The organism is Rufibacter sp. XAAS-G3-1 (genome assembly GCF_013623775.1).
Taxonomy (GTDB): Bacteria; Bacteroidota; Bacteroidia; order Cytophagales; family Hymenobacteraceae; genus Nibribacter.
Genome location: NZ_JABFAM010000016.1, coordinates 45,593 through 59,775 on the forward strand (window position 1 = coordinate 45,593; position 14,183 = coordinate 59,775).

Consider the following 14,183-nt stretch of genomic DNA (forward strand, 5'->3'; position numbering starts at 1 on the left):
CAGAACCGATAGATTTACCCCGGTAACCAGAAAACACGCATGAAACAGGGACTACTATTTCTTCTGATGATGGTTTTAACGAATGTGACGCACGCCCAGGAACGGAAACGCCTTCGGGAATACGGCGTCAAAATTGGCGTGCTGCCCACCGGAAAAGGGAACGCGATTACCGACGTAGCCGGGGTGCTGGTAGGCCAGGTCACCCTGAACAAAGGCAACCAGGTGCGGACGGGGGTTACCGCCATTCTTCCGCACGCCGGAAACCTGTTCCAGCAGAAAGTACCGGCGGCGGTGTACGTGGGCAACGGCTTCGGGAAGTTGGCGGGCAGTTCACAGGTGCAGGAACTGGGGAATTTAGAATCACCCATCGTTTTAACGAATACGTTGGGCGTGGCCACCGCCATGAACGCGGTGATTACCCATACGTTGCAACTACGCGGCAATGAAAAGGTGCAGTCCGTGAATGCGGTGGTGGGCGAAACCAACGACGGCGGACTGAATGACATCAGGGGCCGCCATGTGGGGGAGAAGCACGTGCTGGAAGCCATTCAGAAGGCGAAAGCGGGAATTGTGGAGGAAGGCAACGTAGGCGCGGGCACCGGAACCATTTGTTTCGGCTTCAAAGGCGGCATGGGGACTTCTTCCCGTACATTACCGGCCAGGTTGGGTGGCTACACGGTGGGGGTGCTGGTGCAAACCAATTTTGGGGGCGTGTTGCAGATTGCCGGCGCACCGGTAGGAGAGGAACTGGAACGCTTTTCTTTCCGGGAACAGATTCTGGAGAAAGCCGATGGCTCCTGTATGATAGTCGTGGCCACTGATGCGCCCGTAGATGCCCGCAACCTGGAGCGGATGGCCAAGCGGGCCATGCTGGGCTTGGGCAAAACCGGCGGCATTGCCTCTAACGGCAGCGGCGATTACGTCATTGCTTTCTCGGCCCACCCGGGGCTGCGGATTCCGTATGAAAGCCGGGAGAAAACCCAGACCATGGCGCTGCTCCGCAACGATGAGATGTCTCCTTTGTTCATGGCCACCATTGAAGCCACCGAAGAAGCCATTCTCAATTCCCTGTTCAAAGCCGAAACCACCGTTGGCCGGGACAAAAACAAAGTAGAGGCCCTGCCTCTGGAGAAAACCCTTGACATTTTAAAGAAACACCATGTCCTTAAACCATAAACTGTACGCCTACCTGCACGAGGAAATACTGCCCCTAGAAAGCGCCTACCTGCACGTAAGCGACCTCTCCATCCAGCGCGGCTACGGCATTTTCGACTTTTTTAAAACGCACAATGGGCAGCCGCTGTTCCTGGAAGATTACCTGAACCGGTTCTACGCCTCGGCCTCGCTCATGGGGCTGGAAGTACCTCTTCCGGAAGACGAATTAGTCTCCACCATCACCCGGTTGATTCAGATGAACGGCCTCGCAGATTCAGGCATGAAAATGATTTTGACCGGCGGCTATTCTGAGAACGGCTACAATCCTGGCCCGCCCAACCTGATCATGATAGAGCAGCCGCTTACCTTGCCCTCTGAGGTGCAAGTCACAACGGGTATTAAGGTGATCACCCATGAGTATGTGCGGGAATTGGCGGCGGCCAAAACCATCAACTACACCGTGGGCGTCCGGTTGATTCAGCAAGTGAAAGCCAAAGGAGCCGAAGATGTGCTGTATCACCAAAATGGCGTAGTTTCAGAGTTTCCGCGTAGCAACTTCTTTCTGGTGAAGGAGGACAACACCATTATCACTCCGGTACATGAAATCCTGAAAGGCATCACCCGGAAAAACGTACTGGAGCTAGCCGGTAAAAAGTACCGGGTGGAGGAAGAAACCGTAACGTTGGAAGACATAGCCCAAGCCAAGGAAGCCTTCATGACCAGCACCACCAAACGAATCCTGCCCATTGTGGCCGTAGACGGAAACCCCGTAGGCAATGGCAAGCCCGGGGCAGTCACTCTGCAACTGCTGAAAGATTTAGTTGCTCTGGAAGGGCGGCAAGTGAGTCTGTAAAAAGAGAAGGGCAATCTCTGGTGGTTGCCTTTGTAGTGACAGCATGGTTTCTAGGGTTGCCGGGAAACGCCAACGGTTGGGCATTCCTATGAAAGCCCAACCGTTGTAGCATTGGTTTCTGTTACGACCCTACGTGATACTGCCGGTGGTACCCGGCGAGACTGAAGTCTCGCGCCAGTAGGCTTTAAACCTGTGAGGTCTTGGGCATCTCACAGGTTTTCGCGTTTACAGCCTGTTTTCCGTAAAACAGCCCTAAAACGTATCGGCAGGGCTCCCCTCTCCGTGGGAGAGGGGCTGGGGGTGAGGTTTCTTTCCCGTTTTGGGTCTGTTTTCCTGAAAACAGCCCTAAAACGAGGGGGTAAAGAATCTATGCCAGCAATGAACTGCCGTGCGCCTTACTTCTTTTTAACTGCGTTCACAATGGCATGGAAGGCAGGCTTGGGTTGGTAGTTACGGTCAAAGATCATGGGGTAGCTGGTGCGGCCTTGGATGGGCCAGTTGTTCAACCAGGAATCCGCATCGGTGACGCCCCAGAAAGTGACGCGGGTGATCTTGTCTCGGTGCTTGTGGAACAGGGCGAAGAGTTCCGCGTAGCGTTTGGCCAGTTTCTGTTCTACCTCTTCCGGCAGGCCTTTGGTGTAGACGTTGTATTTCTGGTCAAACTCAAACGTAGCGTCAATGTCGGCACCCTGGCGGTTGCTGGGGTTGGGCAGCACGTCAATGTCCACCTCGGTGAACATCACCTTGCCTACTTTGGAGAACTTGATGATGCTTTCCTCAATCTGCTGGATGGTGGGGTTTTCCAAGCCATAATGCCCTTGCATGCCTATTCCGTACACTTTCAGGCCTTTGGCTTGCAGGCTTTTCACCAGCTTGAGGGCCCCGTCGGCTTTGGCGGGCTTCCATAGGTTGTAGTCATTGTAGTACAGCTCCGCTTTGGGGTCTGCCTTGCGGGCGGTTTCAAAGGCGTTGGCCAGGTATTCCTCGCCGGTGATCTGGTACCATTTGCTGTTGCGCAGGGTGCCGTCATCGTTCAGGGCCTCGTTCACCACGTCCCAGCCGTGGATCTGCCCTTTGTACCTTCCTGCCACTGCCATGATGTGCTCGGTCTGCCGTTTCAGAAGCTGCTCTTTGGTGGCGGGTTTGCCGGGTGCAGACTCAAACACCCAATTTGGGGTTTGCTGATGCCAGGTCAAGGTATGACCCACAATGAACTGCTTGTGCTTTTTACCCAGCGCCACGAAATCATCGGCGGGTTTGAAGTTGTATTTGTCTGGTTGCGGGTGCACGTTCCCCCACTTCAGCAGGTTCTCTGGGGTGATGGTGCTGAAGTGCTTCGCGATGATGGCCTCCGCTTTGGGGTCTTTGCCACTGGCTTGCGGGTAGTTCAGGGCCGCTCCAATGTGGAAATCGTCCTTGAAGATTTGCTTCAAAGACGGCTCTCCCTGGTTGACCGTGCCGGCCACGCAACCCAAGGCTGCAAAGGCAATGCCGGCCGCAAACATGATTCTGTTCTTTCTCATGGACTTGATCTATTTGATGGGCTTATTGTATCTTGTGGTAGTCAAAACTAACGTTGGTATTGCAGAACGGCCCACGTCTGGAATCTTATTCGGTGGAAGGTTGCCTTTTCTGTTTCAGGTTTGTTTCTGGAAAAACAGGCCTGAAACAGAAAAGGCAATCTGACTTGTAGAAGGTGTTTTAAAACCCGATGGAGTTTCCGCCGTCCACGGGCAACACGGTACCGGTCACGTATTTGGAACTGTCTGAGGCGAAGAAATACACCGCTTCGGCCACATCGGCCGGAGAGCCGAAGGCACCCATTGGGGTACGGCCCATGGCTTTGTTTTTGCGTTCCGGGTCGCTGTCCATGGCTTTGGCCGACATGGCCGTGGCGATAAAACCAGGAGCCACGCAGTTGGTTCTAATGCCCATGGGCGAAAGCTCGGTGGCCATGGCGCGGGTCATGCCTTCAATGGCAGATTTAGACGCCGTGTAGGAAATCACCTTTGGAATGCCGTACTGGGAGGCCATGGAGCTGATGTTCACAATAGAGCCTTCGCCGTGCGGCAGCATCGTTTTCACCACCTCACGGCTCAACGCGAAAACTGCGGTTACGTTGGTCGTGTTGATGCGCTGGAACTCTTCATCGGTTACTTCCACGAAAGGCTTCTTCTGGTTGATGCCCGCGTTGTTGACCAGAATATCCAGCTTGCCGTGTTCCTGCGCCAGGCGTTCCACCAGGGCCGGAATGCCTTCCAGGTTGCTCAAGTCAAAAGACTCCGTGAGGCAAAGCTCCCCGAATTGGTCTTTCACGTCTTTCAGTTTCTGCGCATCGCGGCCAATAACAATGGTTTTGATGTTCTGCTGGATAAATTTCTCTACAATGGCCAGGCCTATTCCTGAGGCGCCGCCGGTGACAATGGCGGTTTTGTTTGCGGGTGTGGTGTGTGGGGTCATAAATTCTTTCCTTCAATATTAAATCCCCGGGGCGAATTTGGGGTCTATCTTCATATACTCTTCCAAGGTGCCCTGAGGTTGCTCCAGTCCTTGCGGAATAGGCCGCTTGGAGAACGTTTGGAAATACAGCAGACAGGCATCGCGCCACCAACGGGCGTCTTTCTCCTGGATGGCCAGGTACTGTTTCACCTGCTGGTGTCTTTCCTTGTCCACTTGTCCTGCCAGGGCATTCCAGGTTTTCTGCATGGTTCTCACGGAATCTACGCCGCCGGAGTAGCGGTAGCAAAGTTCATCCCACAGGGTTCTGCCGGACTTTGTTTTCGCGTCCCAGGCCACGTGGTGGAACCAGAGCAGGACATCCTCTGGGCAGGTAGCGGGGTTTTCCCATTGGGCCTGCACCTCTGGGGCGTACTGTGACAGGGCATTGCTGCCCGTTTTGGTGCGGTCGAACCCGATGCCTTTCTCATCGGCGCGGTGGTAGTACACCGAAGTCCAGTCGGCGCGGGGTTTGTCTTTGATCCAGGGGGCCGGGCCGTAATGGTGATCCCAGCCCATGAGGTGGTGCAAGCCCATAGGGGTCATGTAGTTCACCACGGTCTCACGGGAAGCCATCATCATGTTCCGGATGGGGGTCACCAACGAAGGCGAACCGGAAAAGGTCATTTTAATCCACTCGTCGGCAATGTCTTCTGCCGTTAAGGCGTGATCCCAGGCCAACCGGCCGAAGGCGTACCAGTTCGCTTGCCCAAACGGGTGGCTCGTCCAGTTGATGTCGTTCCCTATGTTCGCCACGCCGGCCATGCCCGAGATAGCGTGGTTGTCCAGGCTGCCGTCTACTACCTTGGCCACGGTAGAGCCCTGGCCTTTGGCGTACGTGTCTGATTCCAAGGTTTCTTTGAACATGGGAGCCAGATAGGCCAGGTGGGTGCCTTGTCCCAGGTATTCCTGCGTGATCTGAAACTCCATCATGAGCGGCGTTTTAGGCATCGCCCCGAAAAGCGGGTGAAATGGTTCGCGCGGTTGGAAGTCAATGGCGCCGTTCTTTACCTGCACTATCACATTTCCCTGGAAGGTGCCGTCCAGCGGCTTGAACTCAGTGTACGCCTGTTTGTGACGGTCATCGGGCACGTTGTTATCATACACAAACGCGCGCCACATCACAACGCCGCCTTTGGGGGCAAGCGCCTCGGCCAGCAGGTTCGCGCCATCGGCGTGGGAGCGGTTGTAGTTCTGCGGGCCCGGCTGGCCCTCAGAGTTGGCCTTCACCGTAAAGCCCCCGAAATCAGGAACGTAGGTGTAGATCTCATTCACTTTGTTTTTCCACCAGGCTTTCACCTCGGGGTTCAAGGGATCAGCGGTTTTCAGTTTGCCTATTTCAATGGGCGAGCTGAAACGGGCCGTCAAATACACCTTGATGCCATACGGCCGGAACACATCGGCGAGCGCCTTTACTTTCTTTAGGTATTCCGGCGTTAGCACCAGTGAATTGGCGTTCACGTTGGTGAGCACCGTGCCGTTGATCCCGACGGAGGCGTTGGCGCGGGCGTAGTCAATGTAGCGCTGGTCAATGTAATCGGGGAGTTTGTGCCAGTCCCAGATGGAGAAACCGGCGTAGCCGCGCTCTACCGTACGGTCTAGGTTGTCCCAGTGGTTTAAGATGCGCAGTTTGGTTTTGGGGCTGTTGCTCACGTTCAGGTTTTGGATGTCCTGCTGGGTTTGCAGCAAGCGCAGCAAGTGAAATGTGCCGTACAGAACGCCTTTCTCAGAGTTGGCGGCAATGACGGTATAGGCGTTTCCCTTGTGTTTTTGCGAAAGCAGCAGAAAACCTTCCTGGCCCACTTCTTTGAGTTTCTGATCCAGTCCCAGGTCTTTGATGAGGGAAGAAGTAGCGGGGGTGCCTGCCACCAGTCCTCCTTTTTTAGAGGCGTTGTCCGTGATGGTCACTTTGGAGCCCAGCAATCCGCTTAAGGCCATATCCAGTTCATCTTTCACCACCGCGAGGGTAGGAGAAGAGCCTTGCACGGTTACGTTGCCCAGGGTCTTCCGGTATTGTTTCAGGAGGTCTTTGTTCTGGATCAGGTCATAGCGTTGCCACAGGCGGTAGCCATCCTCGGCCTGGGCCGGTTTCTGGCCGAAGATTAGAACGACAAGGAAGGCGAAACAGAAAACTATTTTTTTGCTCATGGTACTTGGCGAATTATGTAGCGAAGGAAGATCAGTTTTAGGCCTGATTTCAAGAAAACAGGCCTAAAACCATGAAAGCAGATGACTTAGATAAGCACTACTCTTTGTTTGGGGCTTACTTTACTTTTTAGCGAAGAATCCCGGATGATTAATTCTGACCTCAGGGTGATGGTGTTGCTGGGAGCCCTTTCTTCTGTTCCGTTCATTTGCAGCAGCAAAACCCTCACCGCCATTTCGCCCATTTCCTGGCCGGGATAGTTGATGGTGGTAAGGTTAGGTTCTATCACTCTGGAGATGGTGTCATTGTTGAAGCCTACCACGGCCATGTCTTTGGGCACCGAGATGCCGGCTTGTTTCAAGGTCTTGATACAACTAACCGCGCAGGTGTCATTAGAGACAAAAATGCCATCTGGTAAGGTCTTCATGTCCAGGATCTGTTTGGCGGCTTGCTCACCGGCTTCTTCGCTGAGGTTGTTGATGAGCACGTTGGCATCATCATAGGCAAGGTCATGGTCAACCAGGGCGTATTTATAGCCTTTCAATCTATCTGTGTAGACGTTCCTTTTCAGATTACCGGTAATATGGACAATGTTCCGGCAGCCTTGCTCAATCAAATGGGAAGTGGCCTTGTACGCTGCCTGCAGGTTGTCAATCACAATGCTGGTGCAATCCCGGTGTTCGGCCACCCGGTCATAGAAGATAACCGGAATGCCCCGGTTTATGAAGTTCTCGAAATGCTCAATTTGGTCGGTTTCATAGGACAGGGAAACCAACAAGCCGTCTACCCGGCTGTCAAACATGGTTTTGGCGTTGGCCATCTCCTTTTGGAGCGTCTCCAAAGATTGGCTGATGATGAGGTTATACCCGGCTTCATTCGCCATCTTTTCCATCCCCGAAATCACCGAAGACATAAAGGGGCTGTTCAAGCGGGGCACAATGACCCCTATGGTATTGGTGCGCTGTTTTCTCAGGTTGCTGGCAAACAGGTTGGAACGGTACCCCATCTGGGCGGCGGCATCAGCGATTCTCTGCTTGGTGTTCTTGTTGACGGCCGGATGGTCATTGAGTGCCCTGCTAATGGTAGTAGGAGACAGATCCAGTTCGCGCGCTATGTCATATATAGTAATGTCCTTCTCCATCCTGATTATAGTCATTCAGAAACAAATATATGAAATCGATTTCATTAAATGAAATTACAATTTCCGTAATATACTCAAACAACGCCATTGGTAAAACCATAAGTTTCAGGGCGTAGTGGGTGCCTTGGTTCTTTATTTAATTGAAAAGGAACTTAAATAAGTTAAATATAGGTTTGTGGCATCAGCGGGGAATCCTTTGAAATCTAAATGGCAGGCAGGTTTCTGCTGAAAACCGCCTGCCATTTAGATTCTTCCAAAAATGTAGCGGATGGCCGGGTGTTTCTTTTGGAAAAATTTATGAAATCGGTTGTAATATTTGAAATTTATATTCAAGTTTGTAGAGTCAGAAGGAGGTGCGTCTCCTATTGCTCCTTCTGGAGAGGGTAAAAGGAGGGTGTGATTGGGTTTTCTGGCTGTTTTAGTAGAATTGCCTTGAAAGCAACCCATGTTGAGGCTGGATGAAATCCTCCAGAAGTTAACCTGTACGGCCATGGAGGCAGAATTTACCAAAATGATAAAAAGCGGTAGTTTTTAGTTGCCAGCCTAGGGTTGCTCAGGAACTGCAAGGCAAGGCAGAAAGCAGGCTTATCAGGAATCACAAACCATACTATATATCTTCTCCATTCTTACCCTTATTAGCACAATTAACCTAAACAACTGTATGTATGAAAGGTAATATTACTCAAAATCCCAGGTCTACGATTTTCCATCGTTCTGGGGCTGAAATCTTGAAACTAGCCCTTTTGCTGGTGGTTTCTCTTATGATGAGCGTGCCAGCCATGGCCCAGTCGGTTACCATTACCGGAAGGGTATTGGATAATACCGGTTCCGGTATGCCGGGTGTTACTGTCCTGCTGAAAGGCACCACTACGGCCGCACCTACAGATGTGCAAGGGAATTACTCTCTGTCTGTGCCTAGTGCCACTGGTACCTTGGTGTACTCCTTTATTGGGTATGTGACCCAGGAAGTAGCCATCAATGGAAGAACTACGATCAATGTGACCCTAGCGAATGACCAGCAGACCATTGATGAGGTGGTAGTAGTAGGGTATGGCGTTCAGAGGGCAGAGGCGGTGACCGGCTCCGTTGCCTCTATAAGTGCAGAAGAGATCAACCAGGTGCCGTCTGGTAATATCACGCAGGCCTTGCAGGGACGTTTGCCAGGTGTGGAGTTTGCGCAGTCATCCTCTCAGCCAGGTGCCTCCATGCAAATCCGGATTCGCGGTACGCGCTCCATCTCTGGCGGAAATGATCCCTTGGTGGTGCTGGATGGTATTCCCTTCCCAGGGGCTATCTCAGATATCAACCCCAATGACATCCAGAGCGTTGATATCTTGAAAGATGCATCGGCCACCGCTATTTATGGCTCGCGTGGTGCCAACGGCGTAATATTGGTTACCACCAAAACAGGGAAAGCAGGGCAGAAGCCACAAGTAAGCTACAATGGCTTTCACGGCGTGAAGAATGTTTTTGCCAAATATGACATGATGAACGGCCCAGAGCTTTTTGCGCTGCGTCAGGCGGCCGGAGCCGGGCAGTTTGCGGGCCGTTTAGGGCTAGACGAAGCGGAAGACGTAGACACAGATTGGCAAGACCTGCTCTACCGGACGGCTATCACCACAAACCACAACGTAGGTGTGACCGGTGGTACAGAACAAGGCCGCTACAACTTCAGTGTAGGGTATTTCAAGGATCAAGGTGTTATCCCTACCCAGCAGTTCACCCGTGGCTCCATACGGGGTGGTCTTGATCAGGGAATTGGGAAACATTTCCGGGTAGGCTTCACTACCTTCAACAACTACAGCTTGTCTGAAGGCTCTAACGTGGGGCTGTACAATATTCTGAGCATGTCTCCGCTTGCCAATCCATATAATGCTGATGGCTCTTTGAAAAGAACCGTAAGAATGCCTTTGGATGAAACCTGGCTCTATACAAGAGACATGTTGGAAGATGGAGGTCTGGATGATCTATGGTTAAACCAAACCAGGGCTTTTGCCACCTACAACACCCTTTACGCGGAAGTGCAAATCCCGGGAGTGGAAGGCTTGAAGTACCGCGCCAACGTGGGCCTTAACTACCGCCAGAGCAATGGAGGCGCTTACACGGCAGCAGGGATCAACAACATCCTGGCAACCACCCCTTCCACTGCTTCTGTGAGCAACCAGGCAACCACTGACTGGACGATTGAAAACATATTGACCTACGACCGCACTTTTGCCGAAAAGCACAACGTGAATGTAGTAGGCTTGTACTCTGCCTCTGAAAATAGACTGAACGGCTCAAGCATGTCTGCTAGGGATATTCCATCAGACGCTTTCCAATTCTACAACCTTGGACAGGCTGCCGGAGAAATCACGGTTAATCCTGATAATCAGCCCTATAGGCAATACGGCTTGCTGTCCTGGATGGGCCGTGCCATGTACTCCTACGATGACCGCTATATGATCAGCGCAACCGTACGCTCCGATGGCTCCTCCAGATTGGCTCCGGGATACCAATGGAATACCTATCCTGCCGTATCTGTTGGTTGGAATATCGCCAGAGAAGCCTTCATGGAGAATATCACCGCAGTGGATATGTTGAAACTGCGGGTGGGCTACGGAATAACCTCTAACCAAGGCATTGCTCCCTACTCTACTCTTGGACGTTTGAGTACCAGACCTTACAACTTTGGCCCTGATAATTACGCAACCGGGTACTACCCTACGGAACTGCCTAATCCTAGATTAGGATGGGAGTTTTCTAAAACATGGAACTACGGGTTGGATTTCGCCCTCTTAAACAACCGCCTGTCTGGTACAGTGGAATACTATGTCACCAATACCGAAGACGTACTGCTGAGCCTTACCTTGCCTCCTACAGCAGGTGTGAACAGCTATACGGGAAATATAGGGACAATTCAAAATAAAGGACTGGAGTTCTCGCTTAATGGTCTCATACTGGACAACCTCAACGGTTGGACTTGGGAAGCCGGTGTTAACCTCTACGGCAACCGCAACAAAATCACCTCGCTTTCTTCGGGAGCACCTGATGATAGAACTAACTGGTTATTTGTTGGTCAGCCCGTCAATGTGATCTATGATTATGAGAGACTTGGCCTCTGGCAGGAGGAAGACCCGTACAGAAGCATCCTTGAACCAGGTGGAACCGTGGGTATGATCAAAGTGAGATACACGGGAGAGTACAATGCCGATGGTACCCCTGTAAGAGCCATAGGGCCTGATGACCGGCAAGTCCTGAACGCAAATCCTGATTTCCAGGGCGGTTTCAACACCCGGGTTGGGTTTAAGGGTTTTGACCTGACCATGGTGGGAGCCTTTCAGAGAGGTGGGCTTCTCAACAGTACGCTTTACGGAGCACAAGGCTATTTGAACATGTTGAACGGACGTCGTGGAAACGTTGCGGTTGACTACTGGACACCGGAAAACACAGACGCCCGCTATCCAAATCCGGCCGGCATAAGAAGTGGCGATAACCCTAAATATGCCAGCACCCTGGGTTACTTTGACGCCTCCTACCTGAAGATACGCACCATCACGCTTGGTTATAACTTCCAAAGTAGCAACTGGTTGCAGAAAGCTGGTGTCAGCAATCTGCGCCTTTACGCTACCACGCAAAACCCATTTGTGATGTTCTCGCCTTACCACAGAGAATCTGGTATGGACCCTGAAACCAACTCCTACGCAGACCAAAACGTGGCGGTAACAACCGGTACCCCAGCCCGTCTGCTTACTATTGGCACTAATGCACCTTCTACGCGCAACTACCTGTTTGGTCTCAATATCACATTCTAATCAAAGAAGAGCATGAAATTCATAAAATATAAAGCTTTTATAGGGACAGCGTTGACACTGGCATTGTCCATGTCAGCCTGCGAAAGTGTGCTGGAAGAAGAGCCCCGTTCTACTTATACCCCTGAGTTTTTCAAAACTGAACGAGGCGTCCAAGGTGGAATAACCTCAATGTACGCCCACCTGCGCTATATCTACGGACAGGCCTACTACTACAACGCCACCCAGACCGGTACCGATGAAGTGACCTATGCGCAGAGTGCAGACCAGAACTTTTTGGTAATGGATCTTTCCGGCCGGGGCGAAATCACGCCTCAGGACAGCCGGGCCGATGTCTTGTGGGGAGCCGCCTTCTCTAACATCAACACTGCCAACGGGGTCATTGAAAATGCCGCCGCAGTAGGAACCATCTCAGATGCACTAATTGCCGAAGCCAGGTTCTTCCGCGCCTTCGATTACTTTGAGCTGGTAAAAACGTTTGGCGGCGTGCCTTTGGATTTGGGCGCAGGGGAGTTGAAGTTTAACATCAATCCCTCCAGAACCTCTGTCCGCAATACGGTACCCGAGGTTTATACCAGAGCTATCTTCCCTGATCTGCTAAAAGCGATAGAAGATTTACCGGCAAATCCACGGGTGACCGGGGGCGTAACAAAAACTGTGGCGCGTCTTTATCTGTCAAAAGCCTACCTCACGTACGCCTGGTGGTTGGAGAACCCTAAAAATATTCCTACCTACCCAGAAACTCCCCGTACTGACCCAGATGGCAAAACTGCCCAGTGGTATTACCAGCAGGCATACGACGTGGCCTTGGCAGGCATCAACAATCCAGGACCTTACCGTCTGCAGGGTACCTACTATGATGTAAACCTGGGATCAAATGACCGCAACAGCGAAACCATGCTGTACGCCGACCATACGGAAACCAGCGAATTCTATAACGCATCTAGCCTTACCTTTTCCAACGGGGGAGCCCCTGAAAATTTTGCCGGCTGGATGATGACCTGGAACTACACCAACCTTAGAAGCGGAACCAACCCAAACTGGTCTAGTACGGTTAGTTCTGTGCAACGCGAAGCCTCGCAAGATTTAGGACGTCCCTGGACACGTATGGCTCCCACCATCGGGGTATTCACCAATACCTTTGCCGACAAGACAAACGATTCTCGCTACGATGGTACCTTTACAAGCGTTTACCGGGGCAACTGGCCTAAAGCAGGTGTCACGACAGAGGTGTTATACAACGCGAACGGTTTGCCCGTTAGGCCGGGTGATGCAATCCTTACGTTCCTGAACGAAGAGCCGGCTACGGCTATCACGTATCCTGCCGGAGCAGGTAGAAGTGGTGTGGGGGCAGGTGAATTGCCGGGACGGTCAGACTTTGTGATTTCGCCAAGCGGCATCAGCAGAATCGTGTATCCTGGGCTTTGGAAACTTGGCCCTTACCGTACAGACAATGGCACCGGCTTAGGTCAGCCAAACGCCGCCAGTACCCGTCCCTTCAACATTGCCAAGTTCTCGGAACTCTACTTTGTAGCCGCTGAGGCAGCCGTGAAGGGAGCAACCGGAAGCATGAGCGCCAGAGAATTGATCAATGTTATCCGGGCACGTGCCGGTAAGTGGCGCTTTAACAATAACGCGAATGTGGTGAAAGTGCAAGACAACAGCGCGGCCATGGTGGCGGCCACGCCAGCTACCATAGACATCAACTATATTCTGGCTGAGCGTTCGCGTGAGTTTTATGGCGAAGGGTACCGCTGGTTTGATTTGGTTCGCACCCAGAAATGGGAGGAGCTCGCTTCTACTTACCAAATTGGAGGAAACAGCTACGGAAACCATACGCCTCAAACGGTAACACGCAACATTAAACCCTATCATTATCTTCGCCCCATTCCGCAAGGGCAGCTAGATGCGATGGAAATGAGCGCAGCAGAAAAAGCGGCATACCAAAACCCTGGCTATTTATAGTCTGATGAATAAGGATTGAAAAAATTGGTTGCCCGAATTGGGCAGCCAATTTTTTTTACCATGGTATCCTATCTCTGACCTTCCGCAGAAAGCGACCTCACCCCAGTCCCTCTCCAACGGAGAGCGGAGCCCCGCTGATGCGTTTTGGGGCTCTTTTGCGGAAAACGGGCCCAAAACGCGAATGCCTGCCTGTGAGGTCTCCAAAGCCTCGCCGGTGTAGAACCTACTGGCGCGCGACTCCAGTCTCGTGACAAAGGATGAAGCGGGTCTCCAGACTCGCCGGGAGTTACCGGCAGGGTTGCGTAACATCAGCTATTAAGTTATGTTCTGTCCTCCTGAAAGGAGGACAAAGAAAAAACGTATCATTATTTGTGTCTCTTTACTTATTGAAGCTGTTTAGAGTTTTACGTCTGTTTTCCTAAAAACGCCCTGAAAACGGCGGTACAAGCGCATGCTTGCGGCAGTATGCCAATAACGGCTTCTTGTTTTTGGCCTGTTTTCATAAAAGTAGCCTAAAAACCAGAGGCATGACCGGAGGTTTGCCCCAGAGGAATTGCTTTAAATGCCGGTTCATGAAAAACTCTAAACAGGTTCATTATTAATTGTTGCTTTGGAGGAAGAGTAAAAAGTGCTGGC

8 protein-coding genes are annotated in these 14,183 nt (G+C 51.9%); 4 read left to right on the top strand and 4 right to left on the bottom strand.

Annotation, left to right across the window (positions count from 1 at the left end):
- The first annotated feature begins 39 nt into the window (after positions 1-39).
- The gene (locus HHO50_RS16830) at positions 40-1,176 is read left to right on the top strand and encodes a P1 family peptidase (protein WP_181307645.1); all 1,137 of its coding nucleotides are present in this window, start codon (positions 40-42) and stop codon (positions 1,174-1,176) included.
- Positions 1,160-2,008: an aminotransferase class IV gene (locus HHO50_RS16835; protein WP_181307647.1), complete on the top strand. Its 849-nt coding sequence runs from the start codon at positions 1,160-1,162 to the stop codon at positions 2,006-2,008. Before HHO50_RS16830 ends, HHO50_RS16835 begins: the two co-directional genes overlap by 17 nt.
- A gap of 395 nt (positions 2,009-2,403) precedes the next feature.
- Here the strand turns inward: HHO50_RS16835 and HHO50_RS16840 are convergent, their stop codons facing one another.
- From HHO50_RS16840 to HHO50_RS16855, 4 genes are all read right to left on the bottom strand, one after another.
- The gene (locus tag HHO50_RS16840; RefSeq protein ID WP_181307649.1) at positions 2,404-3,531 is read right to left on the bottom strand and encodes an endo-1,4-beta-xylanase; all 1,128 of its coding nucleotides are present in this window, start codon (positions 3,529-3,531) and stop codon (positions 2,404-2,406) included.
- Between the two features lie 178 nt (positions 3,532-3,709).
- Entirely contained in the window at positions 3,710-4,468 is a 759-nt protein-coding gene (locus HHO50_RS16845) for an SDR family NAD(P)-dependent oxidoreductase (RefSeq protein ID WP_181307651.1), read from the bottom strand.
- Between the two features lie 18 nt (positions 4,469-4,486).
- Positions 4,487-6,652 carry an alpha-glucuronidase family glycosyl hydrolase gene (locus tag HHO50_RS16850; protein WP_181307653.1) on the bottom strand — a complete coding sequence of 722 codons (2,166 nt, stop codon included), beginning with the start codon at positions 6,650-6,652 and terminating at the stop codon, positions 4,487-4,489.
- Between the two features lie 86 nt (positions 6,653-6,738).
- Positions 6,739-7,791, bottom strand: a complete 1,053-nt coding sequence (locus HHO50_RS16855; RefSeq protein ID WP_181307745.1) for a LacI family DNA-binding transcriptional regulator — start codon at positions 7,789-7,791, stop codon at positions 6,739-6,741.
- Positions 7,792-8,456: 665 nt separating this feature from the next.
- On the opposite strand from HHO50_RS16855, the gene HHO50_RS16860 reads away from it, so the two are divergent.
- Both HHO50_RS16860 and HHO50_RS16865 read left to right on the top strand, forming a co-directional pair.
- The gene (locus tag HHO50_RS16860; protein WP_181307655.1) at positions 8,457-11,585 is read left to right on the top strand and encodes a TonB-dependent receptor; all 3,129 of its coding nucleotides are present in this window, start codon (positions 8,457-8,459) and stop codon (positions 11,583-11,585) included.
- Between the two features lie 12 nt (positions 11,586-11,597).
- On the top strand, positions 11,598-13,547 hold the full coding sequence (locus HHO50_RS16865) for a RagB/SusD family nutrient uptake outer membrane protein (RefSeq protein ID WP_181307657.1): 1,950 nt from the start codon (positions 11,598-11,600) through the stop codon (positions 13,545-13,547).
- Positions 13,548-14,183: the final 636 nt, after the last annotated feature.

Coding starts and splice junctions, on each gene's coding strand:
- HHO50_RS16830 (WP_181307645.1), top strand. CDS start 40: ATGAAACAGGGACTACTATTTCTTCTGATGATGGTTTTAACGAATGTG.
- HHO50_RS16835 (WP_181307647.1), top strand. CDS start 1,160: ATGTCCTTAAACCATAAACTGTACGCCTACCTGCACGAGGAAATACTG.
- HHO50_RS16840 (WP_181307649.1), bottom strand. CDS start 3,531: ATGAGAAAGAACAGAATCATGTTTGCGGCCGGCATTGCCTTTGCAGCC.
- HHO50_RS16845 (WP_181307651.1), bottom strand. CDS start 4,468: ATGACCCCACACACCACACCCGCAAACAAAACCGCCATTGTCACCGGC.
- HHO50_RS16850 (WP_181307653.1), bottom strand. CDS start 6,652: ATGAGCAAAAAAATAGTTTTCTGTTTCGCCTTCCTTGTCGTTCTAATC.
- HHO50_RS16855 (WP_181307745.1), bottom strand. CDS start 7,791: ATGGAGAAGGACATTACTATATATGACATAGCGCGCGAACTGGATCTG.
- HHO50_RS16860 (WP_181307655.1), top strand. CDS start 8,457: ATGAAAGGTAATATTACTCAAAATCCCAGGTCTACGATTTTCCATCGT.
- HHO50_RS16865 (WP_181307657.1), top strand. CDS start 11,598: ATGAAATTCATAAAATATAAAGCTTTTATAGGGACAGCGTTGACACTG.